This window comes from Pseudomonas cavernicola, assembly GCF_003596405.1.
Taxonomy (GTDB): domain Bacteria; phylum Pseudomonadota; class Gammaproteobacteria; order Pseudomonadales; family Pseudomonadaceae; genus Aquipseudomonas; species Aquipseudomonas cavernicola.
The window spans coordinates 1556997-1583569 of the sequence record NZ_QYUR01000002.1; the positions used below are offsets into that span (position 1 = coordinate 1556997).

The following is a 26573-nucleotide window of genomic DNA, read 5'->3' on the forward strand; positions in this document are numbered from 1 at the left end:
GTAAGCGAATGGGCGGGGCGCGATCTTAGCACGCAGGCAGACGACGGCCGGCGTCGTGAGTGGCTTGCGTCGCTGCGGCGCTCTGGTATTATCCGCGGCCTAATTCCGTGCGGTACTCGACAATAGTGTCGGGCGGCGGCACGTCAGACCCGAGGAATACACCATGAAAGCTGATATTCATCCTACCTATGAAGCCATCACCGCCACTTGCAGCTGTGGCAACGTGATCGAAACTCGCTCCACTTTGGCCAAGCCGCTGAGCCTGGACGTGTGCAACGAGTGCCACCCGTTCTACACCGGCAAGCAAAAAGTGCTGGACGTGGGCGGCCGTGTTGATCGCTTCAAGCAGCGTTTCGGTGTGTTCGGCTCCAAGGCCTAAGTGGCTTTGTCGTCTCGGAAGGCCTGATGGGCTTCTCCGTGCTGTTGAAAAAGGCGTCCCTTGCGGGCGCCTTTTTCGTTTCTCTCGCCACCGTTTTCCCAGCCCAGGCGTTTTGCCCGGCGCCGGCCGGGCTGCCGATCGTCAGCGTGCAGCGAGTGGTGGATGGCGACACGCTGAAGCTTAGCGACGGTCGCAGCGTGCGCTTGATCGGCTTGAATGCCCCTGAACTTGCGCATCATGGGCGCTCGGCCGAGCCGTTTGCCGAGATGGCCAGGCGCCGTCTGCAAGCGCTGGTCAGTGCCAGTGACGGGCGTATCGGTTTGCAACCGGGGCGCGAGGCGAAGGATCACTACGGCCGCACCTTGGCGCACGGCTATGACGGCGAGGGGCGTAATCTGGAGGCGCAGCTGCTGGCCGAGGGTTTGGGTTATCTGGTGGCGGTGGCACCGAATGTGGCGTTGGTGAGTTGTCAGCAGGCCGCCGAGCGCGCTGCGCGGGCCTCGCAGCTTGGCTTATGGCGCAAGTCGCCGGTGCAGACACCGGAGCAACTGAGCGCTGGTGGTTTCGCCTTGATTCGCGGGCAGGTGGAGAAGGTCGAGCGCAATCGCGGCGGACTGTGGCTCGAGCTGGACGACTCGCTGGTGCTGCATGTCGCGCCGAAGTCGCTCGGCCAATTCGATCTTAAGAGCTTGCAGGACCTGGCTGGCCGGCGTGTTGAGGCGCGCGGCTGGGTGATTGACCGCTCCCGCCGTGGCGGCGTAAAACCAGGGCAAGCCCGCTGGATGTTGCCCCTGACCCATGCGGCGATGCTCGAGGTGTTGCCATGAGTGCGCGATTATCGGTTTTACTGCTGTTGTTGGCTGCTTTGAGTGGTTGTGCGCTGAACCCGGCGACGGGCGAGAGCAACTTCGTGATGATGAGCGAGCGGCAGGAGCTCGATCTCGGTCGCAGTTACAGCCAGGAAATCGCCAAGCAATACCCACGTTATGCCGATGAAAAGCTCCAGGCCTATGTGCAGCAAGTCGGCGAGCGCGTGGCTCAACACAGCCATCGCAGTAACTTGAGCTACCGTTTCACGGTGATCGACAGTCCTGATATCAACGCCTTCGCCCTGCCGGGAGGCTACATCTATATCCATCGCGGGCTGCTCGCCTACCTCAGCTCGGAAGCCGAATTGGCCGCTGTGCTGGGGCATGAGGTCGGCCACGTCACCGCTCGTCACAGTGTGCAGCAGCAGAGTCAGTCGCAGGCGTGGGGCATATTGGGGCAGGCGGTCGCGATCGGTACCGGGGTGGGGGCTGCGGGCGATCTGACCGGCGCTTTAGGCTCGGCTTTCGTGCGTGGCTATGGTCGCGACATGGAATTGCAGGCGGACGGCCTCGGGGCTCAGTACCTGGCGCGCAGCGGCTATGATCCGCAGGCGATGATCGAAGTGGTAGAGGTGCTGAAGAACCAGGAAGACTTCGCCCGCGATCAAGCGGCCAAGAACGGCCAGCCCGCACCGGCCAGTGGCTACCATGGTTTGTTCGATACCCATCCAGGTAACGATCAGCGACTGCAACAGGTGATAGGTCCGGCCCGGGCTTTGGCTAGCGGGCAGCAGGAGATCAACCAAGAGGTCTTTTTGCAGCACCTGGAAGGCTTGCCGTTCGGCGATTCGGAAGCAACCGGCGTGCGCCGAGGCCAGCAGTTCTATCATGCCGGCCTGGGTTTTACCTTGAGCTATCCGCAAGGCTGGGCGCTGCTCAATCGGCCCGACGCGTTGATAGGGCAAACCGCGGGTCAGCAGGCTTTTATCGCCATGACCCTGAATCAGGTCAAGCCAGGCCAGACGCCTGCAGAATTTATCAAACAGCGCTTGGGTGGGCGGCGACTGGCGGCGGAGGAGTCGCTGCAGCAGGCGGGGCTGCAAGGTTACACCGCGGTTATACCTGGGAATGCGGCAAGGCGTGTAGCGGTGCTCTTCAAAGGGCAGCAGGCCTATCTCTTTGTCGCTGCTGCCAAGGCGCCGGCCTCGCTGGAAACCGAGGACGCTAACTTCCTCAAGGTGATCAAGAGCTTTCGCCCGCTTAAGGATGATGAGCGTAAGCTGGCGCAACCGCTGCGGCTGCACATGATTAAGGCCAAAAGCGGGCAAAGCATGGCGGCGCTAGCCCAGGAAAGTAAGCTGCCGGGCGACTCGGAATCCCGTTTGCGCCTGCTCAATCATCTCTACCCAAGCGGCGAGCCGCGCCCTGGCGATTGGCTTAAAGTCTTACGCTAGAGGCCTTGACACAGCTGACTGATCAGTCTTGTTAGGCTTCTGCATCTTGCGTATCCTCGGCTGCCTGTCTGTTCAACAGCAAAAAAAGCGGAAATGCCAACATGTCTGATCTGAAAACTGCCGCTCTCGAATACCACGCCAATCCCCGTCCAGGGAAGCTGAGTGTCGAGCTGACCAAGCCCACCGCAACCGCCCGCGATTTGTCGCTGGCCTACAGTCCGGGTGTGGCTGAGCCTGTTCGTGAGATCGCTCGCGATCCCGAGCTGGCCTACAAGTACACCGGTAAGGGCAACCTGGTGGCGGTGATTTCCGACGGCACAGCGATTCTCGGCCTGGGTAACCTGGGCCCGCTGGCTTCCAAGCCGGTGATGGAAGGTAAGGGCGTGCTGTTCAAGCGTTTCGCAGGTATCGACGTATTCGATATCGAAGTCGACTCGGAAAGCCCGCAAGCTTTCATCGATACCGTTAAGCGCATTTCCATCACCTTCGGTGGTATCAACCTGGAAGACATCAAGGCACCAGAGTGCTTTGAGATCGAGCGCGCGTTGATCGAACAGTGCGATATTCCAGTGTTCCATGATGATCAGCACGGCACCGCCATCGTGACCGCGGCCGGCATGCTCAACGCCCTGGAAATCGTCGGCAAGACTCTGCCTGAAGCCAAGATCGTCTGCCTCGGCGCCGGCGCAGCAGCCATCTCCTGCATGAAGTTGCTGGTGAGCATGGGGGCGAATATCGAGAACATCTACATGGTCGACCGCAAAGGCGTGATCCACGCTGGTCGCGACGACCTGAACCAGTACAAGGCGGTGTTCGCTCACGAGACTGACAAGCGCTCGCTGTCGGATGCGCTCGACGGCGCCGACGTGTTCGTCGGTCTGTCCGGGGCCAATCTGATCAGCGCCGAAGACCTCAAGCGTATGGCGGCTGATCCGATCGTGTTCGCCTGTTCGAACCCGGATCCGGAAATTGCACCAGAGCTGGCCCATGCCACGCGCAACGATGTGATCATGGCTACCGGTCGTTCGGATTACCCGAACCAGGTCAACAACGTGCTCGGCTTCCCCTTCATCTTCCGTGGTGCGCTGGACGTGCGCGCGACTCGTATCAACGAAGAGATGAAGATCGCCGCCGCCCTGGCTCTGCGCGAACTGGCCAAGCTGCCGGTGCCGCAGGAAGTCAGCGACGCCTATGGTGGGGTCAAGTTGGCGTTCGGGCGCGAGTACATCATTCCGAAGCCGATGGATGCGCGCCTGATTACCGTGATTTCCGATGCCGTGGCCAAGGCCGCGATCGAGAGCGGTGTGGCGACGCTGCCCTATCCGAAGCACTATCCGCTGAAGTCGGTGGATGACGTGTTCAACGGCTAAGGTGCTTTCGCTTGCAATAAAAAGCCCCGCATCTCAGATTGTGTGAAAACCTAGCGTTCTGATTGGTAGTTGAAGAAAATGCCCGCATCGAAAGATACGGGCATTTTTCGTTATGGCGTACATCCAAGGAGAGGCGCGAGACCAGACCAGTCTGTTTCCGGTTTCGCTGGAAGAGTTGATTCCCGACGACCATCTGGTCCGTGTGATCGATGCCTACGTGGCTCGACTGGACCTCAAGCTACTCGGGTTTGCCAAAGCCACTCCCAAGAGTACGGGGCGTCCTGCCTACGATCCGGCGGACCTGCTCAAGCTGTACCTGTATGGCTATTTCCAACGCATCCGCTCCTCCCGACGCCTCGAAGCTGAATGCCTGCGCAACGTCGAAGTCATGTGGTTGCTCAATCGGCTCAAGCCGGACTTCAAGACCATCGCCGATTACCGCAAGGACAACGGACAAGCGTTCAGCGCGACCTGTCGGGCCTTCGTGCAGTTTTGCCGTCAAGCCGGGCTGATCGCCGGAGAGTTGGTGGCCATCGATGGCAGCAAATTCAAGGCCGTGGCCTCAGCGCGTCGGCATGTGGATCTGAAGAAGCTCAAGCGTCAGCAAGAGAAGCTGGATAAGCGTATCGCCCAGTACCTGGCGGAGCTGGATGAGGCGGACAAGTCCGAAGCCAATGAGGCCGTTGACCGTAGCGCGGTAAAAACGGCGCTGGAGCGACTGCAAGCCAAACAGGCCGACAACCTGACTTGCCAAGCACTGATGCAGGCCCTGGAGCTTGAGCAATTCATCACCACCGAGAGCGATGCCCGGATGATGCGTACCCCTCGGGGTGGGCGCGTCGCTTACAACGTGCAAACAGCTGTGGACGCCGAGCATTGCCTGATCCTGCATCACGAGGTCACACAGGACGGCAACGATACCCAGCAGCTCGAGCCGATGGCTAAAGCCGCCCAGTCCGAGTTGCAGCAGGACGTGCTGACGGTCACTGCCGATGCCGGTTACTCCAACGGCGAGCAGTTCCAGGCATGCGAAGATGCCGGCATTACCGCCTATGTGCCGCCCAACCGGGCAGTTAACAACCGGGGTGGTGATACGCAGCTGTTCGAGCGAAGTGATTTCACTTACGACGCAGAGAGCGACCAGTACCGCTGTCCGGCAGGCAAGTTGCTGACGCTCAAGCAACTGAATCGCGGGGAGCGTATCTACCACGCGGCGATCAGCGACTGCAGCGCTTGCCCGCTCAAGGCACAGTGCACCAACGCCCAGCGTCGCTACCTGAGACGCCATGCCCACGAGGCGGCCTTTGAGCGAATGGAGCAGCGGCTGCAGGCGCAGCCCGAGATGATGGCGAGTAGGCGGTCCATCGTCGAGCATCCATTTGGCAACCTCAAACAATGGCTATTTGGTAATGGTCGCTTCCTGCTTCGCCAATTGAAGGGAGCACGAACCGAAATGGCCTTAGCGGTACAGGCCTATAACCTCAAAAGAGCGATCAACGTGCTCGGCGCACGCCACCTCATCGGATTGATGGGCTGATACAGCCTTTTTCTCCCCTGGGTCCGCACACAGCAAAACGCCCCGAACCAGTCGGGGCGTTTGCTTGGTCAACCATTAGTACGTTTTCGCACAGCCTGATCTGCGGGGCTTTTTATTGAGCGCTTTTTACGTCAGAACAGGTCGATAGGAGCGGCTTCGTCAGCTGGGAGTGGGCTGCCGGGTATCGCGAGATTGGGGTCGAGCTCGCTCATCGGTGGCGGTGTATCCTCGCTCTTGAACAGCTCGAAATAGGCATTCGGCGTGCCCGGCGTAGCGGCGCGACCGCTCAGTGGATCGATGCGCAGGGTCAGCAGGCCTTCCGGCTCGGGCAGCATATGTGCGGGTTTATCTTTGAGTGCGGCACTCATGTAGCTCATCCAAATCGGCAATGCGACGGTGCCGCCGAACTCGTGGCGGCCGAGGCTTTCCGGTTGGTCGAAGCCGGTCCAGACCGTGGTTATGTAGTCGGCGTTGTAGCCGGAGAACCAACTGTCCTTGGACTCGTTGGTGGTCCCGGTTTTGCCGGCCAGATCGCTGCGGCCCATCGCTAAAGCGCGGCGCCCGGTACCGCGTTTGATCACGTCCTGCAGCAGGCTGGTCATGATGTAGCTGGTGCGGGCATCGACAATCCGCTCGGCAACTACTGGCTCCAGGTTGGAAGCGGGGAGCTCGGTAGTGATTTCGCCGCTGGCTGCTGGAGGTTCGGCCGTAGTCGCGGCGCCGGCGGGGGCTGTTGCGCCGCTGGGTACGCTGGCGGGATTGGCAATATACAGTGGCTCGCCGTTACGGCTATGGATGCGTTCGATCAGATACGGCTGCACTTTGTAACCACCATTGGCGAAGGTGCTCCAGCCGCCGGCGATCTCCAGTGGTGTCAGGTTAGCGGTGCCAAGGGCCAAGGAGAAGTTGCGTGGCAATTCCTGCTTATTGAAGCCGAAACGGCTGACATAGTTCAGGGTGTATTCGATGCCGATGGCTTGCAGTAAGCGAATGGAAACCAGGTTGCGCGACTTGTACAGCGCTTCACGCAGGCGGATCGGGCCGAGGAAGGTGTTGGTGTCGTTCTTCGGGCGCCAGGCTTCGTCCATGCCGGCTTCCTGGAATACGATGGGCGCATCATTCACCAGGGTCGCAGCGGTGTAGCCTTTATCTATTGCGGCGCTATAAATGAAAGGTTTGAAACTGGAGCCGGGTTGGCGCTTGGCTTGAACGGCACGGTTGTAGTTGCTCTGGTCAAAGGAAAAGCCGCCCACCAAGGCGCGGATAGCTCCGTTTTGCGGATCGAGAGATACCAGCGCGCTTTGCGCGGCAGGCAACTGGCTGAAGAGCAGGCTGCCATCTTCTTGGCGCAAGACGCGGATCAGGTCGCCAACCTGCGTGACATCTTCGGGCTTCTGTGGGCGAGGCCCGAGGCTGTTGGTGTTGAGGAATGGGCGCGCCCATTTCATGCTGTCCCAACTTACTGTTTCTTCCTGGCCGTTGCGGGTCAGCACCAGAATTCCGCTTTTTTCCACTTGGCTGACGATGGCGGGCTCAAGGCCATTCAGTGTTTTCTGTTTGCCTAGCTCCAGTTGCCAAGTCTCGCGCGTCATGCCGGGAAGGCGGGTCTCTGGGCCGCGGTAGCCATGGCGCTGGTCATAATTGATCAGGCCTGTGCGAACTGCGTTGTTGGCCGCTTCCTGCAATTTGCTGGGGACGGTGGTGGTGACGTGGAAGCCTTCCGTGTAGGCCTCGCTGCCATAGCGCCCGACCATTTCTGCGCGGGCCATTTCCGCTATATAGGGGGCCGCGAGTTCCGGTGTGGGGACGTGGTAACTGGCATTGATCGGCTCATGGATGGCAGCCTGATAGCGCGCCTCGTCGATCTTTCCAAGCTTGTACATGCGTCCAAGAATCCAGTCGCGACGCTCCTGGCTGCGTTGCGGATTCACTAATGGGTTGAAACGCGACGGAGCTTTGGGCAGCCCGGCGATCATCGCCATCTGCGCCAGGCTGAGATCGCGCATGGATTTGCCGTAATAAACCTGGGCCGCAGCTTCGATGCCATAGGCGCGGTTGCCCAGGTAGATCTTGTTGACATAGAGCTCAAGGATTTCATCCTTGCTGAGCTCACGCTCAATCTGTAACGCAAGAAGGATCTCATTGATCTTGCGCGAAAAACTTCTTTCGCTAGTGAGGAAGAAGTTCTTCGCCACCTGCATGGTAATGGTGCTGCCGCCCGATTGAATCTGCCCGCTTTTTAATAATTGCGTGGCAGCGCGCATTAGGCTGGTAAGGTCGACGCCATAATGATTGGCGAAGTTGTCATCTTCGGCGGACAGCAGTGCTTTTATGAAGTCGGGCGGGATGTCGGCGAAGCGGATTGGAGAGCGGCGCATCTCGCCGAATTCGGCAATCAGCTTAGCGTCGCTGCTATAGACCCGGAGGGGGATCTGCAGCTGAATGCTGCGGAGCGATTCGACGGATGGCAGGGCGGGGCTTAGGTAGAGAAAAGCGCCGCTAAGACTGAGCAACAGTCCACAAAAAACGGCGACGCAGCACCACCAGAAAAACTTCAGCAGACGCATCAAAATTTTTGGATTTCCAGGTAAAAGAAAGAGTTAAGCGGAAGGCGATGTTAAAAGGGAAAAACTGGTCACATTATAAGCGTTTTTTTTCCTGGGTAGCCATTTGCGCTTATGTCAAGACTGTTATTTAATGTGAAAAAACATAAATAGTCCGTAAGTCGCGGATGCCAATAGGAAATCGGTCGTGCTAGGGCTCTTCAATAAGAAAGCGAACACGCTGCTGGGGATCGATATCAGTTCGACCTCAGTCAAGCTCCTCGAATTGAGTCGCTCAGGAAGCCGCTACAAAGTAGAGGCCTATGCTGTCGAGCCACTCCCCCCAAATGCTGTGGTCGAGAAAAATATCGCTGAGCTGGAAGGCGTGGGTCAGGCGTTGTCTCGAGTCTTGGCCAAGGCTAAGACTGGGGTGAAAACGGTAGCGGTAGCAGTCGCTGGCTCTGCCGTCATTACCAAAACCATCGAGATGGAAGCGGGCCTCTCAGACGATGATCTGGAGAACCAGCTGAAGATCGAGGCCGATCAATACATTCCTTATCCGCTCGAAGAGGTTGCGATCGACTTCGAGGTGCAGGGGCCCTCGGCGCGCAACTCTGACCGGGTCGATGTGCTGCTGGCAGCATGTCGTAAGGAAAACGTCGAAGTTCGTGAGGCGGCACTTGCGCTCTCCGGCATGACGGCGAAAGTCGTCGATGTCGAGGCATATGCTCTCGAGCGGGCTTATGGCTTGCTGGCCGCTCAGTTGGGGAGTGGGCATGACGAACTGACGGTCGCGATCGTCGATATCGGGGCGACCATGACCACGCTGAGCGTGTTGCACAATGGCCGCACCATTTATACCCGCGAGCAGCTCTTTGGTGGCAAGCAGCTGACCGAAGAGATTCAGCGTCGTTACGGGTTGTCTGTGGAGGAGGCTGGCCTTGCTAAGAAGCAGGGTGGTCTTCCAGATGACTACGACAGCGAAGTATTGCAGCCGTTCAAAGAGGCGGTGGTGCAGCAGGTTTCTCGTTCTCTGCAGTTTTTCTTCGCAGCTGGCCAGTTCAATGATGTCGATTACATCCTGTTGGCGGGTGGTACGGCCTCGATTCCCGATCTGGATCGGCTGATCCAACAAAAAATCGGTACCCAGACCTTGGTGGCAAATCCCTTCGCTGATATGGCGCTTAGCGGCAAGGTCAATGCCGGGGCTTTGGCCAGTGATGCTCCGGCGCTGATGATTGCCTGTGGTCTGGCGATGAGGAGTTTCGACTGATGGCGCGCATCAACCTACTTCCCTGGCGGGAGCAGTTGCGCGAGGAGCGCAAGCAACGCTTTTTGGTCACTTTGGCCGGCGTATTGATCGTAGCCGGCAGCACGGTTTTCCTTGGTGATCAGTATCTAAATGGCGCTATCGAACAACAGAACGCTCGCAATGATTATGTGCGTAAAGAAATTGCAGTGCTGGATGCGCGAATTAAAGAAATCAGTGAGCTTAAGACGCGCCGTCAACAGCTTTTAGAGCGAATGAAGATTATTCAGGATCTTCAAGGTAATCGCCCAATTATTGGACGGGTATTCGATCAGCTGGCGCGCACTTTACCTGATGGTGTTTATTTCAGTGCTCTGAAAATGACTGCTAAGAACATCGCCATTGACGGGGCAGCTGAGTCAAATAACCGAGTCTCTAATTTGATGCGTAATCTGGATGCTTCGCAGTGGCTGGATGCGCCTAATCTGACTGCGGTTAAGGCAATTACCGCCGGGGCGCTAGATCAGGCAAATGTCTTCCAGTTGACAGTGCAACAAACGCAGCCGTCGGTCGAAGCAGAAGGAGTCAAGAAATGAGCCTGGCGGACTCTCTCGAGAACCTGCGCAAAATTGACCTTGGGGACCTTGATGTTAATAACCTTGGTTCCTGGCCTGCTGCGGTTAAAGTTGTAGCGTGCTTTTTATTGCTGGTTGCGGTATTGGCATTAGGGTACAACTTCCATCTTAAGGATTTGCAGGCGCAACTGGATCAGCAGCGCAGTGAGGAGGAGACTCTCAAGCAGCAGTTTTCCACGAAGGCCTTTCAAGCCGCTAATCTAGAGGCTTATAAAGAGCAGATGAAAGAGATGGAAGTCTCTTTCGGTGCTCTTTTGCGACAATTGCCAAGTGATACCGAAGTGCCTGGGCTGCTGGAGGATATAACTCGTACAGGTCTAGGTAGTGGCTTGGAGTTTGAGGAAATAAAATTGTTGCCGGAAGTCGTGCAGCAATTTTATATCGAGTTGCCAATACAGATTTCGGTTGTTGGTGCCTATCACGATTTGGCGACCTTTGTCAGTGGTGTGGCTAGCTTGCCACGAATCGTAACTTTGCATGATTTTGAAATTAAACCACTTGGTACTGATAATACCTCGAAGCTGCGCATGAGCATCCTTGCCAAGACTTACCGTTATAACGATAAGGGGCTACAAAAATGAAGAGCTCCCGTCTGATGTTGTGCGGTCTGTTGTTTGCTAGCTTGGCCGGCTGTGGTTCGAGTAGCGATTTCAATGATCTTCAGGCTTATATGGATGAGGTGCGTGCTCGTCCTAAGGGTTCCATTGAACCCTTACCGAAATTTCAGGCGTATGAGGCGTTTACTTACAGTGCCGCTGCACTGCGGAGCCCATTCCAGCCACCAGTAAAAATTGATCTGGTCAACCGGCCGAAAGGGTCTAAAGAGATCAAGCCTGATGAGACTCGGGTCAAACAGTTTCTGGAAGGTTTCAATATTGAAGTCTTTGAGATGGTGGGGACGCTCTCTAACGATGGCGGAATGTTCGCTCTGGTTAATGGGGCTGGTGGTGTACACAGGATAAAAGTGGGGGATTACCTGGGGCGCAACAATGGTCGCATCTTGGCAATTAATGAAGCGAAAATCGATGTGATCGAAATTGTTCCTGATGGTGAAGGTGGCTGGCTGGAGCGGCCGCGAAGCCTCTCTCTCAAGGAGCGCTCTTAAGGGCGGGTTGGAATATGAAAAATAATTACCGGTCTGTACAACGGAACCTGAGAATGAATAGCTCTCTTTCGCGCCTCTGCATGTCCCTGTTGGCTGCTGTAATGTCACCGGCTCTGCTGGCCGCCAATCTGCAAACCCTTGATGTCGCTGCCTTGCCTGGTGACCGGGTGGAGCTAAAGCTGGCGTTTGACGAGCCGGTGGTGGCGCCGCGTGGCTACACCATCGAACAACCTGCACGTATTGCTCTTGATTTGCCGGGCGTAACCAATCAGTTGGGCTCTAAGAATCGTGAATTGGGTGTCGGTAATGCTCGTAGCGTTACAGTGGTTGAGGCTAAGGACCGCACGCGACTGATTATCAATCTTTCGACATTGGTTCCTTATAGCACTCGCGCTGAAGGCAATAATCTATATGTCGTTGTGGGGGATAGCGCAGGCAATGTCGCAGCTGCTGCCCCCGTTGTTGCGCCTGCTAAAGTGCAGTCTCAAGTGGCGTCGAAGAAAACCTACGCATCTGTTGGTAAGGCGATTAGCAATATCGACTTCCAGCGCGGCGAGCAGGGCGAGGGTAATGTTGTTATCGAACTGTCGGATCCTTCTGTAAGTCCAGATATTCAAGAACAGGGCGGCAAAATTCGCTTGAGCTTTGCAAAGACTCAGCTGCCAGAGTCTTTACGTGTACGTTTGGATGTGAAGGATTTCGCTACTCCTGTTCAGTTTGTCAGCTCTGCTGGGGAGGGCGATAAAGCAACTATCACTATCGAACCGACCGGGTTCTATGACTACTTGGCTTATCAGACTGATAATAAGCTGACGGTCAGTGTCAAGCCGCTAACTCAAGAAGCTGTCGAGAAACGAAAGACTGAGCGTTTCGCCTATAGCGGTGAGAAGCTTTCCTTGAATTTTCAGGATATTGATGTTCGCTCGGTCTTGCAGTTGATTGCCGACTTCACGGATTTGAACCTGGTGGCGAGCGACACCGTGCAGGGTAATATCACGTTGCGCTTGCAGAATGTACCGTGGGATCAGGCGCTAGATTTGGTGCTGAAAACCAAAGGCCTTGATAAGCGCAAAGTAGGCAACGTCCTGCTGGTTGCACCGGCAGATGAAATTGCGGCTCGTGAGCGCCAGGAGTTGGAGTCGCAGAAGCAAATTGCTGAGCTCGCGCCTCTGAGCCGCGAGTTGATTCAGGTTAACTATGCGAAGGCTGCAGATATTGCGAAGCTGTTCCAGTCGGTAACGAGCGGTAATGAGAATCCAGATGAGCGGGGCTCCATTACTGTAGATGATAGAACTAATAGCATTATTGCCTACCAGACTCAGATCAAGCTTGATGAGTTGCGTCGCATAGTCGCGCAGCTGGATATTCCGGTTCGCCAGGTGATGATTGAGGCGCGGATTGTCGAGGCGAACGTCGACTATGACAAGGCACTCGGAGTGACTTGGCGTGGTGTGGGTGTAGGGGATAATAATTTTGTTGTGGGCGGCGGTAGCGCTGGTCGTCCGGTTGCCGGTCCGGCCAATAACCCCAATCTGGCAAACGGGTCGTTCGTGGATATGGGGGCTGTTGCTTCTACTTCCAGGATTGGTATCGGTTTTATCACCGACAACACCATCCTTGACCTTGAGTTGTCGGCCATGGAGAAAACCGGTAATGGCGAGATTGTCTCCCAGCCTAAGGTCGTGACCTCTGATAAGGAAACGGCAAAAATTCTCAAAGGCTCTGAAATTCCTTACCAGGAAGCCAGTTCCAGTGGTGCTACTAGTACTTCCTTCAAAGAGGCTTCGTTGTCTCTAGAAGTTACTCCGCAGATCACTCCTGATAATCGAATTATCATGGAGGTGAAGGTAACGAAGGATGAGCCGGACTTTGCGAATGCTTTGAACGGTGTGCCTCCGATCAAGAAAAATGAAGTCAATGCTAAAGTTTTGGTAAGTGATGGGGAAACCATCGTAATTGGTGGCGTGTTCTCTAATACTCAAACCAAGGCTGTAGATAAAGTGCCGTTCCTGGGGGATCTGCCCTTCTTGGGGCGCATGTTCCGGCGTGATGTGGTGCAGGACAATAAATCTGAGCTGCTAGTGTTTCTCACTCCTCGTATAATGAACAATCAGGCTATTGCTGTGAGCCGTTAATTCAGTGCGAAATTTGATACTCGTAGGCCCGATGGGTGCCGGTAAGAGCACCATCGGGCGCTTGCTTGCTAAAGAGCTGAGGCTGCCGTTCAAGGATTCTGACAAGGAAATTGAGCAGCGGACGGGTGCCAATATTCCTTGGATTTTTGATGTCGAGGGTGAGCTTGGCTTTCGCGAGCGCGAGCAGGCAGTAATTGGCGAGCTCTGTGAGTTGGACGGTGTGGTGCTGGCTACGGGTGGTGGCGCTGTCTTGCGGCCGGAAAACCGCTCTGCGCTTCGTGCCGGTGGGCGGGTTGTCTACCTGCATACCTCCGTGGAGCAGCAGTTAGATCGCACCTCGCGCGATCGGAATCGGCCCCTATTGCGCACGGCTGATCCTGGTAAGGTGCTCGGCGATTTGATGCGTATTCGTGATCCGCTTTACCGTGAGATTGCGGATGTGGTGATTGAAACCGACGAGCGTCCTCCTCGCATGGTGGTGCAGGAGATTCTCGAGCGCCTCGAGGCGCTACCTCCACGTTAAAGCCTAAGCGGAATTGCGCTATCCTAGAGCCCTTTTTACGCGAGGGCCTCATGCAAACTCTTCAGGTCGAGCTTGGCGAACGTAGCTATCCCATCTATATCGGGGCAGATTTGCTTGCCCGGGCCGAGTTGTTCGCGCGGCATATTGCTGGGCGGCAAGTGGCTGTCGTCACTAATGAAACCGTAGCTCCCCTCTATTTGGATGCTCTGACTCGGTCGTTAGCGGGCTTCGAGGTGGCTACGGTCATCTTGCCGGATGGTGAGGCCTTCAAGGGCTGGGAAACGCTGCAGACTATTTTTGATGGCTTGCTAACGGCACGACATGAGCGCAGTACCACGGTGATTGCCCTGGGCGGCGGTGTGGTTGGTGATATGGCTGGTTTTGCCGCGGCTTGCTATCAGCGTGGTGTCGACTTTATTCAGGTGCCGACCACCTTGCTCTCGCAGGTCGACTCCTCGGTGGGTGGGAAGACTGGGATCAATCATCCGCTGGGCAAGAATATGGTGGGGGCTTTCTATCAGCCGAAGGCGGTGCTGATTGATACCTCGACTCTTGCGACGTTGCCTGCGCGTGAGCTGTCGGCTGGTCTGGCGGAAGTGATCAAGTACGGCCTGATCTGTGATGAGCCCTTTCTGGTGTGGCTTGAAACCAATATCGAGGCTCTGCGCGCGCTTGATCAGGCGGTGCTGACTGAGGCGATCGGGCGCTCCTGTGCTGCTAAGGCGCGAGTTGTCGGGGCTGACGAGCGTGAGTCGGGAGTGCGCGCGACCCTTAACCTGGGGCACACCTTCGGGCATGCCATAGAAACGCAGCAAGGCTATGGTGTTTGGTTGCATGGTGAGGCGGTGGCCGCTGGCACTGTTATGGCCTTGGAGATGTCCAGCCGTCTGGGGTGGATCACGGCTGCTGAGCGCGATCGCGCTATACGCCTATTTCAGCGGGCAGGCCTGCCTGTGATACCGCCGGAGGATATGACGGCGGATGATTTCCTCAAGCACATGGCGGTCGATAAGAAAGTCCTGGGTGGTCGTTTGCGCTTGGTGCTGTTGCGCCAGATCGGCGATGCCGTAGTGACTGGCGATTTTTCTCGCGAGATTTTGGATGCCACCTTGGCTGCGGATTACCGCGCGTTGGTGGAACAGCTTAAAGACTAATTGAGAGTCCCATGACCAGTTTGCATGCCGATGAGGCCTTTCTCGGCCACTACCAGTTCAGTCACGATCCTTTCGCAGCGCGCGTGCCCGGTTTTAAGTTTTTCCCGGCGCAACGTAAGCCCGTGCTGGGTCAGCTTCACCATCTAGCCCGCTACAGCCAGTTATTGCTGGTTGTCAGTGGGCCGCCGGGGAGCGGTAAGACCCTGCTGCGCCAAGCGCTTGTGGCTAGCACCAATAAGCAGGCGGTGCATAGCGTAGTGGTCTCTGCCCGTGGTGCGGCGGATGCCGGCGGGTTGATGCGGCAGATTGCTCAGGGCTTGAACTCTCCGCAGTCTGAGGCCCAAGCCGTCTTGGTTCATGTCGCACAGTTGTCGTTGACGGGGCAAGAGGTCTATCTGCTGGTCGATGATGCTGAGGCGCTGGATGATTCTGCGCTGGATGCCTTGTTGGTGCTGGCTGCTGGGAATGCCGAAGGGCGAGCGCATGTTTTCTTGTTTGGCGACTCCGCGCTGCTGCCACGTCTCGAGTTGTTAGCGGATGGTGAGGAGCGTTTCCATGCCATTGAGCTGCAACCTTATAGCGAAGATGAAACACGCGAGTATCTGGCGCAACGTCTCGATGGCGCGGGGCAGGGCGTGGAGATTCTGTCCGACGAGCAGATAGCTGATATCCATCAGCAGTCGGCGGGCTGGCCAGGGGCGATTAATCAGGTTGCGCGCGATACCTTGATTGAGGCGATGCTGGCTCGGCGCGGTGCGGCTCAGCGCGCGGGTTTCAGTTTCAATCTTCCGAAAAAGCATTTGTTGGCATTGGTCGTGGTCGCTGTCGCTGTCGGCGCTGCTTGGTTGATGCAGGGGCGTACCGACAGTGAGCCGGCTGCTCCGGCGTCGGCCCAATTGCCGCTGGGCTCTACGGTGGCTCCGGTGGCGGAGGGGGCTGCGCCTGTTGTGGGGTCGAATCAGAATGGCCCGCCTATCGAGTTCGCTGGTTCGACTCAGCCGCTGCCCCTGCCTCTGGTGGGTGAGGCGCAACCGGTCATTCGCGAGCCTCTAGCTCAGGCTGCCGGGTTGGCGGATGACGAGGATGCGGGTGCGATTGAGTCACTGACAAGTTCGGTGTCGCCGCCTGTAACCAGTATCGCGCCGCCACAGGGCACGGTGGCGGGGACTGCTCCGGCCACACCAGTTGTTGCGCCAGTCGCTCCTCCAGCCCCGGCGGCTGTGCCGAGTCAGCCGATTAGCACGGCTGTTGCTCCGGCGCCTAAGCCGGTAGCTGTTGCTCCTGCTCCTGCTCCTAAGCCGGTTGCGGCGCCGGTGAAGCCTGTCGCTAAACCGGCGGAGAAGCCCGTCGCTAGTGCTTCAGCGGCAGGGGGGGGCTGGTATCGCAGTCAGGCCGGGACCAGTTATGCGCTGCAGATTCTGGGGACTCGTTCGGAGGGCAGTGCGCAAGCGTTTGTGCGTCAGCAGGGCGGCGAGTATCGCTACTTCAAAAAGGTGCACCAAGGGCAGCCGCTGTATGTGGTGACTTATGGCAGCTTTGCGACTCGAAATGCTGCGCAAGCGGCAATCAAGGCCTTGCCGGCCAAAGTCCAAGCGAGCAAGCCCTGGCCGCGCAGTTTTGCCAGCATCCAGCAGGAGGCTCAAGCGCGCTGAGGCGCTAAGCCCCTGAGCATAATGACCAGGCAGTCCATAGCACGACCATCTGGTCTTTTTCTTCTAAAAAAGCGACATAAGGTTTCGCAGTATCGCCGCGAGGCATTTGTGAGCCTCTGTGTGGCTGTGTACAATGACCCCCCTTTTGCCTGCGCAAAGCTGGCGCAATGACCTGCGCGCAAGGTAAGTGTTTGAATTAGATAAAAGTTTGCCTGGTGAGAGTCCCTATGAAAGCAGGTCTGTACCATCCTGATGAGTTCAAGGATAACTGCGGCTTCGGCCTTATCGCTCATATGCAGGGCGAGGCGAGTCATCACTTGCTGCAGACTGCCATTGAAGCCCTGACCTGTATGACCCACCGCGGCGGGATCAACGCCGACGGTAAGACCGGGGATGGCTGTGGTCTGCTGATGCAGAAGCCCGATGCCTTTTTGCGTGCCAAGGCCCAGGAGCATTTCTCCGTCGAGCTGCCCAAGCAGTATGCCGTGGGTATGGTGTTCCTGAACCAGGACGAAGCCAAGGCAAGTGTTGCGCGTGAAAACATGAATCGCGAGATTCTGGCGGCCGGTTTGCAACTGATCGGCTGGCGCAAGGTGCCGGTGGATATCAGCGTGCTGGGCCGCCTGGCTCTGGAGCGTCTGCCGCAGATCGAGCAGGTGTTCGTCGGTGGCGAAGGTCTCAGCGACCAAGAGTTTGCGATCAAGCTGTTCTGCGCCCGTCGTCGCTCCTCGGTGACCAACGCGGCCGACAGCGAGCACTACATCTGTAGCCTCTCGTCCAAGACCATCATCTATAAAGGCCTGATGATGCCGGTCGACCTCGCTCAGTTCTTTCCGGACCTGGGTGATGAGCGCCTGCAGACCGCAATCTGCGTGTTCCATCAGCGTTTCTCCACCAATACCCTGCCGAAGTGGCCGCTGGCCCAGCCGTTCCGTTTTCTCGCCCATAACGGCGAGATCAATACGATCACCGGCAACCGCAACTGGGCTCAGGCCCGGCGCAGCAAATTTACCAATGATCTGCTGCCGGATCTGGACGAGTTGGGGCCTCTGGTCAACCGTGTCGGTTCTGACTCCTCCAGCATGGACAACATGCTGGAGTTGATGGTCACTGGCGGGATGGACCTGTTCCGCGGCATACGCATGATCATTCCGCCGGCGTGGCAGAACGTCGAAACCATGGATGCCGACCTGCGTGCCTTCTACGAATACAACTCCATGCACATGGAGTCGTGGGATGGTCCTGCCGGCGTGGTGCTGACGGATGGCCGCTATGCCGTCTGCCTGCTCGATCGTAACGGCTTGCGCCCGGCGCGCTGGGTGACCACCGACAATGGTTACATCACCATCGCCTCCGAGATTGGCGTCTGGGGTTATCAGCCGGATGACGTAGTCGCCAAGGGGCGCGTCGGGCCGGGGCAGGTGCTTGCCGTGGATACCGAAACCGGTCAGGTGCTGAGCACCGACGATATCGACAGTCGCTTGAAGTCACGCCACCCGTATAAGCAGTGGTTGCGCAAGAACGCCCTGCGTATTCAGGCGACCATGGAAGACGACCATGGCGCGGCCAGCTACGACGCCGAGCAGCTCAAGCAATACATGAAGATGTTCCAGGTCACCTTCGAAGAGCGTGACCAGGTGCTGCGTCCGCTGGCCGAACAAGGCCAGGAAGCCGTCGGCTCGATGGGCGACGACACGCCTATGGCGGTGTTGTCCAGGCGCGTGCGTTCCACCTACGACTACTTCCGTCAGCAGTTCGCCCAGGTCACCAACCCACCGATCGACCCGCTGCGCGAAGCTATCGTGATGTCGCTGGAGATCTGCCTGGGCGCTGAGCGCAATATTTTCGAGGAGTCGCCGGCGCATGCCAGCCGCGTCATCCTGAGCTCGCCAGTGATCTCCCCGGCCAAGTGGCGTTCGCTGATGGCGCTGAGCGCGCCGGGCTTCGAGCGGCAGGTCATCGACCTCAATTACGACGAAACCCTCGGCCTCGAGGCGGCGGTGCGCAATGTCGCGGATCAGGCAGAAGAGGCCGTGCGTGGCGGCAAGACTCTGCTGGTGCTGACCGACCGACACATCGCACCGGGTAAATTGCCGATGCATGCCTCGCTGGCCGTAGGGGCAGTGCACCACCGGCTGGTGGAAAAAGGCCTGCGTTGCGATTGCAACATTTTGGTGGAAACGGCCACCGCGCGCGACCCTCACCACTTTGCGGTGTTGATCGGTTTTGGCGCTTCGGCGGTTTACCCGTACCTGGCCTACGAAGTGCTGGCGGATCTGATCCGTACCGGTGAAGTGCTCGGCGACCTCTATGAAGTGTTCAAGCACTACCGCAAAGGCATCTCCAAAGGCTTGTTGAAGATCCTCTCGAAGATGGGCATCTCCACCGTGGCTTCGTATCGCGGTGCGCAGCTGTTCGAAGCCGTTGGCCTGTCCGATGAAGTGGTCGAGCTGAGCTTCCGTGGCGTCGCCAGCCGGATTAAAGGCGCGCGCTTCGTCGATATCGAAGCCGAGCAGAAGCTGCTGGCTCTCGAAGCCTGGAACAACCGCAAGGCGATCCAGCAGGGTGGTTTGCTGAAGTTCGTCTATGGCGGCGAATACCACGCCTACAACCCGGATGTGGTGAATACCCTGCAGGCCGCTGTGCAGCAGGGCAGCTACGCAAAGTTCAAGGAGTACACGACCCTGGTGGATACTCGCCCGGTGTCGATGATTCGCGACCTGCTCAAGGTGAAAGTTGCCGATCAGCCGCTGTCGCTCGACGAAATCGAGCCGCTGGAAGCCATTCTCAAGCGCTTCGACTCAGCCGGCATTTCCCTCGGCGCCTTGTCGCCCGAGGCTCACGAAGCCATTGCCGAAGCGATGAACCGCCTTGGTGCGCGCTCCAACTCCGGTGAGGGTGGAGAAGACCCGGCCCGTTACGGCACTAACCGCAGCTCGAAGATCAAGCAGGTGGCGACCGGCCGTTTCGGCGTCACGCCGGAGTATCTGGTCAACGCCGAAGTGCTGCAGATCAAAGTCGCCCAGGGTGCCAAACCCGGTGAAGGTGGCCAGTTGCCGGGTGGCAAGGTCAACGGCCTGATCGCGCGTCTGCGTTATGCCGTGCCTGGCGTGACCCTGATTTCGCCGCCGCCGCACCATGACATCTACTCCATCGAAGACCTGTCGCAGCTGATTTTCGACCTTAAACAAGTCAACCCGTCCGCCCTGGTCTCGGTGAAGTTGGTGGCAGAGGCTGGCGTCGGCACCATTGCCGCCGGTGTGGCCAAGGCGTACGCCGACCTGATCACCATCTCCGGTTACGACGGTGGGACCGGTGCTTCGCCGCTCACCTCGATCAAGTACGCTGGCGCGCCGTGGGAACTCGGCTTGGCCGAAACGCACCAGACCCTGCGCGGCAACGACCTGCGCGGCAAGGTCCGGGTACAGACCGACGGCGGCCTGAAAACCGGCCTCGACGTGATCAAGGCAGCCATCCTCGGCGCCGAAAGCTTCGGCTTCGGTACCGCGCCGATGATCGCCCTGGGCTGCAAATACCTGCGTATCTGCCACCTGAACAACTGTGCCACTGGCGTAGCCACCCAGAACGATAAGCTGCGCAAGGATCACTTCATCGGCACCGTCGACATGGTGGTGAATTTCTTCACCTACGTCGCCGAGGAAACCCGCGAGTGGCTGGCCAAAGTTGGCGTGCGCAGCCTGGAAGAGCTGATCGGGCGTACCGATCTGCTGGAAATGCTGCCGGGCGAAACCGAGAAGCAGCAGCACCTGGATCTGACTCCGCTGCTCGGCAGTGACCATATCCCGGCCGACAAGCCGCAGTTCTGCCAGGTCGACCGCAACCCGCCGTTCGATCTTGGCAAACTCGCTGAGCAGATGGTCGAGCTGGCTAAGCCGGCTATCGACGGCCTGACCGGTGCCGAGTTCGAGCTGGAGATCTGCAACTGCGACCGTTCCATCGGTGCCCGTGTCTCTGGCGAGATCGCCCGGCTGCACGGTAACCAGGGCATGGCCAAGGCACCGATCACCTTCCGCTTCAAGGGCACTGCCGGGCAGAGCTTCGGCGTGTGGAACGCCGGAGGTCTGAACCTCTACCTGGAAGGCGACGCCAACGACTACGTCGGTAAAGGCATGACTGGCGGCAAGCTGGTCATCGTTCCGCCGGCCGGCAGCCCGTTCAAGACCCAGGACAGCGCCATCATCGGCAACACTTGCCTGTACGGTGCCACCGGCGGCAAGCTATTCGCTGCGGGTACGGCCGGCGAGCGTTTCGCCGTGCGTAACTCCGGCGCGCATACTGTAGTTGAAGGTACCGGTGACCACTGCTGCGAGTACATGACTGGCGGGTTTGTCTGCGTGTTGGGCAAGACGGGCTACAACTTTGGCTCGGGCATGACCGGCGGTTTCGCCTACGTACTGGACCAGGACAACAGCTTCGTTGACCGCGTGAACCACGAGCTGGTGGAAATCCAGCGGATCAGCGGTGAGGCCATGGAGTCCTACCGTAGCCACTTGCAGCGCGTGCTTGCCGAGTATGTTCAGGAAACTTCCAGTGAGTGGGGGCGCAACCTCCTGGAAAACCTGGACGACTACCTGCGCAAGTTCTGGCTGGTCAAGCCGAAGGCTGCCAGTCTCGGGTCGCTGCTCTCCAGCACCCGCGCCAACCCACAATAATTTGCGCCAAGGGGTGTGTTCACACTAAATGACGATCCGTTATTGAGTGTGAACACGCCCCCCCAGTTTGATGAGGTTTTGAAATGACTGAACGTCTGAATAACGACTTCCAGTTCATCGAGGTCGGGCGCAAAGATCCGAAGAAGAAGCTCTTGCGTCAGCGCAAGAAGGAATTCGTCGAGATCTACGAGCCCTTCAAGCCAGCGCAAGCTGCAGACCAGGCACATCGCTGCCTGGGTTGCGGCAACCCGTATTGCGAATGGAAGTGCCCGGTGCACAACTACATTCCGAACTGGCTCAAGCTGGTTTCGGAAGGCAACATCCTGGCCGCCGCTGAACTGGCCCACCAGACCAATACCCTGCCGGAAGTCTGCGGTCGCGTGTGCCCGCAGGATCGTCTGTGCGAGGGTGCCTGCACCCTTAATGACGGCTTCGGCGCGGTCACCATCGGTTCGGTGGAGAAGTACATCGCCGATACCGCGTTCGCCATGGGCTGGCGTCCGGACATGTCCAAGGTCAAGTCGACCGGCAAGAAGGTCGCGATCATTGGTGCCGGCCCGGCCGGTCTCGGCTGTGCCGACGTGCTGGTGCGTAATGGCGTGAGTCCGGTGGTGTTCGACAAGAACCCGGAAATCGGCGGTCTGCTGACTTTCGGCATTCCCGAATTCAAGCTGGAAAAAAGCGTACTCAGCCGTCGCCGAGAAATCTTCACCGGCATGGGCATCGAGTTTCGCCTGAACACCGAAGTCGGCACCGACGTAACCGTCGAGCACTTGCTGGCCGACTACGATGCCGTGTTCATGGGCATGGGCACTTACACCTACATGAAGGGCGGCTTCCCCGGTGAGGATCTGCCGGGTGTGTACGACGCTCTGGACTTCCTCATCGCCAACGTCAATCGCAACCTCGGTTTCGAGAAGGCGCCGGAAGACTTCATCGACATGAAGGGCAAGAAGATTGTGGTGCTGGGCGGTGGCGACACCGCGATGGACTGCAACCGCACCTCGATTCGCCAGGGTGCCAAGGCCGTGACCTGTGCCTATCGCCGCGATGAAGAGAACATGCCGGGCTCGCGTAAAGAGGTGAAGAACGCCAAGGAAGAAGGGGTGAAATTCCTCTACAACCGTCAGCCCATTGCCATCGTCGGCGAGGACAAGGTCGAAGGCGTGAAGGTGGTCGAGACCCGTCTCGGCGAGCCGGATGCCCGTGGCCGTCGCAGCCCTGAGCCGATCCCGGGTTCGGAAGAGATCATCCCGGCCGACGCCGTGATCATCGCCTTCGGCTTCCGTCCAAGCCCGGCGGACTGGTTCGAGCAGCACGAGATCAGCATCGACAACCAAGGCCGCGTGGTGGCGCCGGAGCAGAGCCAGTTCAAGCACCAGACCAGCAACCCGAAAATCTTCGCCGGTGGCGACATGGTTCGTGGTTCCGATCTGGTGGTGACCGCGATTTTTGAAGGTCGGCAGGCCGCCGAAGGCATCCTCGATTACCTGGGGGTCTAAGCTGCTGCGCTCGGCCATGCTGCGTTGAAAACAGGCTCGGAATGCTCATTGACTACAGTCAACTCCGCCTCCTCACCTGTTTTCGCCTTGCCTGACCTTCGCTCGCGACGCTTAGAATCGCAGGCCGGGTAGAGCGAAGCGAAACCCAGCTTTGTCGCCAAGCAGGCTGGAGGGCGAGGCAAATCGTCGCGATAGACAAAAGGCACGGCACTCGCCGTGCCTTTTGTTTTGTGCTTTGCGACAATGCCTGATCTTTTCGCCTGTGGGTGGCGGATTACGCCGTGTTACGGCTAATCCACCCTACAAAATGCCCACACTTTTTTGCTGGACGCTGCCATGACTGCCTTGAAGAACGACCGCTTCCTCCGTGCCCTGCTCAAGCAACCCGTCGACGTCACCCCGGTGTGGATGATGCGTCAGGCCGGTCGCTACCTGCCGGAGTACCGCGCCAGCCGCGCCAAAGCCGGTGACTTCATGAGTCTGATGCAGAACCCGGAGTTCGCCTGCGAAGTCACCCTGCAGCCGCTGGATCGCTACCCGCAGCTGGATGCGGCGATCCTCTTCTCCGACATCCTGACCATTCCGGATGCCATGGGCCAGGGGCTGTATTTCGAGACGGGTGAAGGCCCACGTTTCAAGAAGGTCATCAGTACGCTGGCTGATATCGAGGCGCTGCCGATTCCCGATCCGGAAAATGACCTCGGCTATGTGATGAGCGCCGTACGCACCATCCGCAGTGCCCTGAATGGCCGCGTCCCGCTGATCGGCTTCTCCGGCAGCCCCTGGACCTTGGCCACCTATATGGTCGAAGGCGGTTCGTCGAAGGACTTCCGCAAGTCCAAAGCCATGCTCTATGACAACCCGCAGGCCATGCACCTGTTGCTCGACAAGCTGGCGCAGTCAGTGACCAGCTACCTGAACGGGCAGATTCGCGCCGGAGCCCAGGCCGTGCAGATATTCGATACCTGGGGCGGCAACCTGTCCGCTGCGGCGTATCAGGAGTTCTCCCTGGCCTATATGCAGAAGATCGTCGACGGCCTGATCCGCGAACACGACGGCCGAAAGGTGCCGGTGATCCTGTTCACGAAGAACGGCGGCCTCTGGCTGGAGGACATGGCGGCCACCGGCGCCGATGCCCTGGGATTGGACTGGAGCTGCGACATCGGCGACGCCCGCCGCCGCGTCGGTGACAAGGTCGCTCTGCAAGGCAACATGGACCCCACCGTGCTGTACGCCCAGCCCGCCGCGATCCGCGCCGAAGTGGCGCGCATCCTCGCCAGCTACGGCAAGGGTAGCGGCCATGTGTTCAACCTGGGCCACGGCATCACCCCGGAAGTCGACCCGGCGCATGCCGGCGCCTTCCTCGAGGCGGTGCATGAGTTCTCGGCGCAATATCACGCCGGATAACCAGGGCGGCTACCGCCAGGCAGCGGCGCCCCAGAGAGTCTCCTCCCTGCGCGTCAGGTAACGGTCAACCGAGCCCTTATGGTTGTTGTTTATGCGCGTGGGGCAGCTTATTGACGCGGATGCCGCTGATGCCCAGGACCTCGGCCTGCTCCAGAATGTCTTCGGGCGAGGCACCGGCGGCGGGCATCAGCAGGCTGTTCTCGGCGTCGGCGTGGTGTAGCGCGATCAGGCGCAGCGCGGCGAGGTGAGCGTCGAGGCGCCCGGCGTCCGACTCGACGATCCTGGTGTGCGGTTCGTCCTGGTAGCGATAGTTGATCTCGAATCTGTGCTGACTGGACATCGGGGCACCTCTGCTGCTGGGGCGGCGGATGACAATGGCGAGGGCGCTGCCGGTCATAGTCGCTGGCCGCTCGACTCGATCTTTTTCAGTGTAATAGCTCTGTCGGCAGCGCGAACGCCCTGGCATTGCCGGAACTTCGGTTCACGCGGCGGCAGTCAGGGTTGGCGCAAGCCTCTTGCCCGCCTGCACCAGCGCCTGCAGTTCGATGGCGCTGAGCGCCTCGGCGAAGGCCGGCATCGCGCCCGTCCCCTTGCGGATAGCCGCGAGGATCTCCCCGTCGTTTTCCTTATCCTGCCAGCGCGCGCTGCTCAGCCTCTTGGCGTAATAGAGATAACCGCGCCAGGTATTGGCGCGGCAGTCCTCTGCATGGCACTTGGCGCAGTTTTTATGGCTGCCGGGTTATGTATGGGCCGCTGTCTCGCGGCTCATCGCGCGCGCCTGCCATGCGCAGCAATAGGCGATGGCCAACGCCGTTGCTCCAGTTGAAGCTGTTCTGCAGCACTACCACGGCGGCCTTGTGCTGTGTGTCCAGGCCTAGATAACTGGAGTAGCCCGCGACCAAACCGACTTGATAGGTGATTTTCCGCCCGCCGATGTCATCGACAATCCAGGCGATTGCGGCCGCTTCTTTGCGGCGATTGACGCGCACCTGCAAGGTGTCCAGTAGCGCTGCATCCATCTTCGTGTTGGCGCTACTGTGCAGATGTGCCGCCGCGTAACTGAGCAAGTCATCGGCGTTGGAGTAGAGCGCGGCGGTGCCGTGCAGGATGTCGCTGAACTACCAGTCGGGAACGAGTTGCCCCCGGCGAATGAACTTGGGTTGGTCGCCGGCGTGGCCGCGCGCCCGGCTGGCGTAACCGGGTAAATGTTCCGGCAGGTAATCGGTGTTACTCAGCCCAAGAGGGGCGGCGACCCTCTCCTGCAACAATTCATCGACCTTCTTACCGGTGCGCAACTCCAGCACATAACTCAGCAGACCATAACCGATGTTCGAATATTGTGGTTCGGCCTGTTCGGGCCTGTCGAAGTCGGCCAAGTAGTTAAGCAGATAGGTGTGATCGAAATGCCGGTAGAAGCTGTTGCCAGTGAACAGGTATTCAATGAAATAACTGAGTGTTTGCGGCGTCATCGGTTGGCGTGGCAGCCCGGAGGTGTGGGTGGCCAATTGCAGCAGGGTGATGTTCTTGGCGTCGTCACTCAGCGCCGTGTTGGCTGGCAATAGGCTCTCGAGGCTGTCATTCCAGCTCAGCGTGCCGTCTTGCACCAGCAACGCGGCGATATCAGCCAAAAAGCCTTTGCTCAATGAGCCGACGGCGAACAGCGTATTGCCATCGGGCTTTTTGCCACTGAGCCGATCGGTAACGCCATAGCCGAAGAAGTGTTTTTGCCCATCGGCGGTCAGCACGCCAACTACGATGCCAGGGGTTCGTTTCTCGTCGACCAGCGGCTGGGCCAGGGAATCCACCTCGGCCTGTAAGTTGCCGCTGCGAGCAAAGCGCAGCGCTTGCTGATCGGAGGGATCGATCTGTATGCGCGATAAGGTGCCGCAGGCCGTCAGGGAAAACAGGGCCAGGGCATAGCCGATGAGTTTGCCAAACGAATGCTGGCTGAATGCAGAGCTACATGGCCACACGGCGATATCTGGAGCTGATGGAGGGTTCAACCATGCTGGGTTTAGCGCTGCCCTAAGCTTTGCGTTTGTAACTCTTGGAGGATGCTGTTGCGCAGGTTGTTTACCCAGCGGTTGTAGTTGCGATGAATTTCCCCGTCCTCGTAGTCGAGGCCCCAACTGCTGCGGTATTCGATGGCGAACTGGCTGGCGCTGTAGGGAATGCTGATTTCCGCGTGGTGACGGCCGCGTTGGGTGATCTCTGCGCGGATCTCGGTTGGGCTGACGTGCTGCACCAACCACTGGCGTTTGTTCAGGGCGCTGACAATCGCACGCTGCATTTCGGCGTCACTGCGTATGCTGGCGGCCGGGGCGCTTTGCTGGATGTTCTCGACAGGCTTGCTGGTACAGCCAACCAGGGTGCTCAGTCCGATGGACAGCAGCAGCGCACGAATCAGGTGGGACATTCCTTAATCTCCGTTAGTTATGGGTTGGCT

General features: G+C 58.5%; 19 protein-coding genes and 2 pseudogenes. 16 read left to right on the forward strand and 5 right to left on the reverse strand.

Annotation, left to right across the window (positions count from 1 at the left end):
- Positions 1–163 precede the first annotated feature (163 nt).
- From rpmE to D3879_RS07655, 5 genes are all read left to right on the forward strand, one after another.
- Positions 164–379, forward strand: coding sequence for a 50S ribosomal protein L31 (rpmE, locus tag D3879_RS07635; RefSeq protein ID WP_119953453.1), 216 nt, complete (start codon positions 164–166; stop codon positions 377–379).
- Positions 380–405: 26 nt separating this feature from the next.
- Complete coding sequence (locus tag D3879_RS07640) at positions 406–1206, forward strand: thermonuclease family protein (protein ID WP_119953454.1); 801 nt, start codon at positions 406–408, stop codon at positions 1204–1206.
- Positions 1203–2642 (forward strand): M48 family metalloprotease, encoded by a 1440-nt coding sequence (locus D3879_RS07645; protein WP_119953455.1) that lies wholly within the window; start codon positions 1203–1205, stop codon positions 2640–2642. The genes D3879_RS07640 and D3879_RS07645 overlap by 4 nt, the downstream gene beginning before the upstream one ends.
- Before the next feature lie 101 nt (positions 2643–2743).
- Entirely contained in the window at positions 2744–4012 is a 1269-nt protein-coding gene (locus D3879_RS07650) for a malic enzyme-like NAD(P)-binding protein (protein ID WP_119953456.1), read from the forward strand.
- 112 nt (positions 4013–4124) lie between these two features.
- Entirely contained in the window at positions 4125–5549 is a 1425-nt protein-coding gene (locus tag D3879_RS07655; RefSeq protein WP_119952353.1) for an IS1182 family transposase, read from the forward strand.
- A 131-nt stretch (positions 5550–5680) separates the two neighbouring features.
- Here the strand turns inward: D3879_RS07655 and D3879_RS07660 are convergent, their stop codons facing one another.
- On the reverse strand, positions 5681–8116 hold the full coding sequence (locus D3879_RS07660) for a penicillin-binding protein 1A (RefSeq protein WP_420800905.1): 2436 nt from the start codon (positions 8114–8116) through the stop codon (positions 5681–5683).
- Positions 8117–8300: 184 nt separating this feature from the next.
- Between D3879_RS07660 and D3879_RS07665 the strand changes: the two genes are divergently transcribed.
- The 11 genes from D3879_RS07665 to hemE all read left to right on the forward strand — a co-directional run bounded on the left by D3879_RS07665 (position 8301) and on the right by hemE (position 24127).
- Entirely contained in the window at positions 8301–9365 is a 1065-nt protein-coding gene (locus tag D3879_RS07665) for a pilus assembly protein PilM (protein WP_119953458.1), read from the forward strand.
- Complete coding sequence (locus D3879_RS07670) at positions 9365–9937, forward strand: PilN domain-containing protein (RefSeq protein WP_119953459.1); 573 nt, start codon at positions 9365–9367, stop codon at positions 9935–9937. Before D3879_RS07665 ends, D3879_RS07670 begins: the two co-directional genes overlap by 1 nt.
- A complete protein-coding gene (gene pilO, locus D3879_RS07675) occupies positions 9934–10557 on the forward strand; it encodes a type 4a pilus biogenesis protein PilO (RefSeq protein WP_119953460.1) in 624 nt (207 codons plus the stop codon). The genes D3879_RS07670 and pilO overlap by 4 nt, the downstream gene beginning before the upstream one ends.
- Positions 10554–11081, forward strand: coding sequence for a type 4a pilus biogenesis lipoprotein PilP (pilP, locus tag D3879_RS07680; protein ID WP_119953461.1), 528 nt, complete (start codon positions 10554–10556; stop codon positions 11079–11081). The genes pilO and pilP overlap by 4 nt, the downstream gene beginning before the upstream one ends.
- A gap of 53 nt (positions 11082–11134) precedes the next feature.
- Positions 11135–13216 (forward strand): type IV pilus secretin PilQ, encoded by a 2082-nt coding sequence (locus tag D3879_RS07685; RefSeq protein ID WP_119953462.1) that lies wholly within the window; start codon positions 11135–11137, stop codon positions 13214–13216.
- 4 nt (positions 13217–13220) lie between these two features.
- Entirely contained in the window at positions 13221–13739 is a 519-nt protein-coding gene (aroK, locus tag D3879_RS07690; RefSeq protein ID WP_119953463.1) for a shikimate kinase AroK, read from the forward strand.
- A 50-nt stretch (positions 13740–13789) separates the two neighbouring features.
- Positions 13790–14893, forward strand: coding sequence for a 3-dehydroquinate synthase (aroB, locus tag D3879_RS07695; RefSeq protein WP_119953464.1), 1104 nt, complete (start codon positions 13790–13792; stop codon positions 14891–14893).
- Between the two features lie 11 nt (positions 14894–14904).
- Complete coding sequence (locus D3879_RS07700; RefSeq protein WP_119953465.1) at positions 14905–16545, forward strand: AAA family ATPase; 1641 nt, start codon at positions 14905–14907, stop codon at positions 16543–16545.
- Between the two features lie 227 nt (positions 16546–16772).
- Positions 16773–21218, forward strand: a complete 4446-nt coding sequence (gene gltB, locus D3879_RS07705; protein ID WP_119953466.1) for a glutamate synthase large subunit — start codon at positions 16773–16775, stop codon at positions 21216–21218.
- Between the two features lie 83 nt (positions 21219–21301).
- On the forward strand, positions 21302–22720 hold the full coding sequence (locus D3879_RS07710; RefSeq protein WP_119953467.1) for an FAD-dependent oxidoreductase: 1419 nt from the start codon (positions 21302–21304) through the stop codon (positions 22718–22720).
- 336 nt (positions 22721–23056) lie between these two features.
- Positions 23057–24127 (forward strand): uroporphyrinogen decarboxylase, encoded by a 1071-nt coding sequence (gene hemE, locus D3879_RS07715; RefSeq protein ID WP_119953468.1) that lies wholly within the window; start codon positions 23057–23059, stop codon positions 24125–24127.
- 76 nt (positions 24128–24203) lie between these two features.
- On the opposite strand, the gene D3879_RS07720 is transcribed toward hemE, so the two are convergent.
- The 4 genes and pseudogenes from D3879_RS07720 to D3879_RS07735 all read right to left on the reverse strand — a co-directional run bounded on the left by D3879_RS07720 (position 24204) and on the right by D3879_RS07735 (position 26543).
- Positions 24204–24467 (reverse strand): hypothetical protein, encoded by a 264-nt coding sequence (locus D3879_RS07720; RefSeq protein WP_119954919.1) that lies wholly within the window; start codon positions 24465–24467, stop codon positions 24204–24206.
- A gap of 141 nt (positions 24468–24608) precedes the next feature.
- Positions 24609–24842: pseudogene (locus D3879_RS27440) on the reverse strand (c-type cytochrome); the annotation flags it as partial.
- A 10-nt stretch (positions 24843–24852) separates the two neighbouring features.
- Positions 24853–26100, reverse strand: a pseudogene (locus D3879_RS26915) (serine hydrolase domain-containing protein).
- Positions 26101–26141: 41 nt separating this feature from the next.
- Positions 26142–26543, reverse strand: a complete 402-nt coding sequence (locus D3879_RS07735) for a hypothetical protein (RefSeq protein WP_119953470.1) — start codon at positions 26541–26543, stop codon at positions 26142–26144.
- Positions 26544–26573 lie beyond the last annotated feature (30 nt).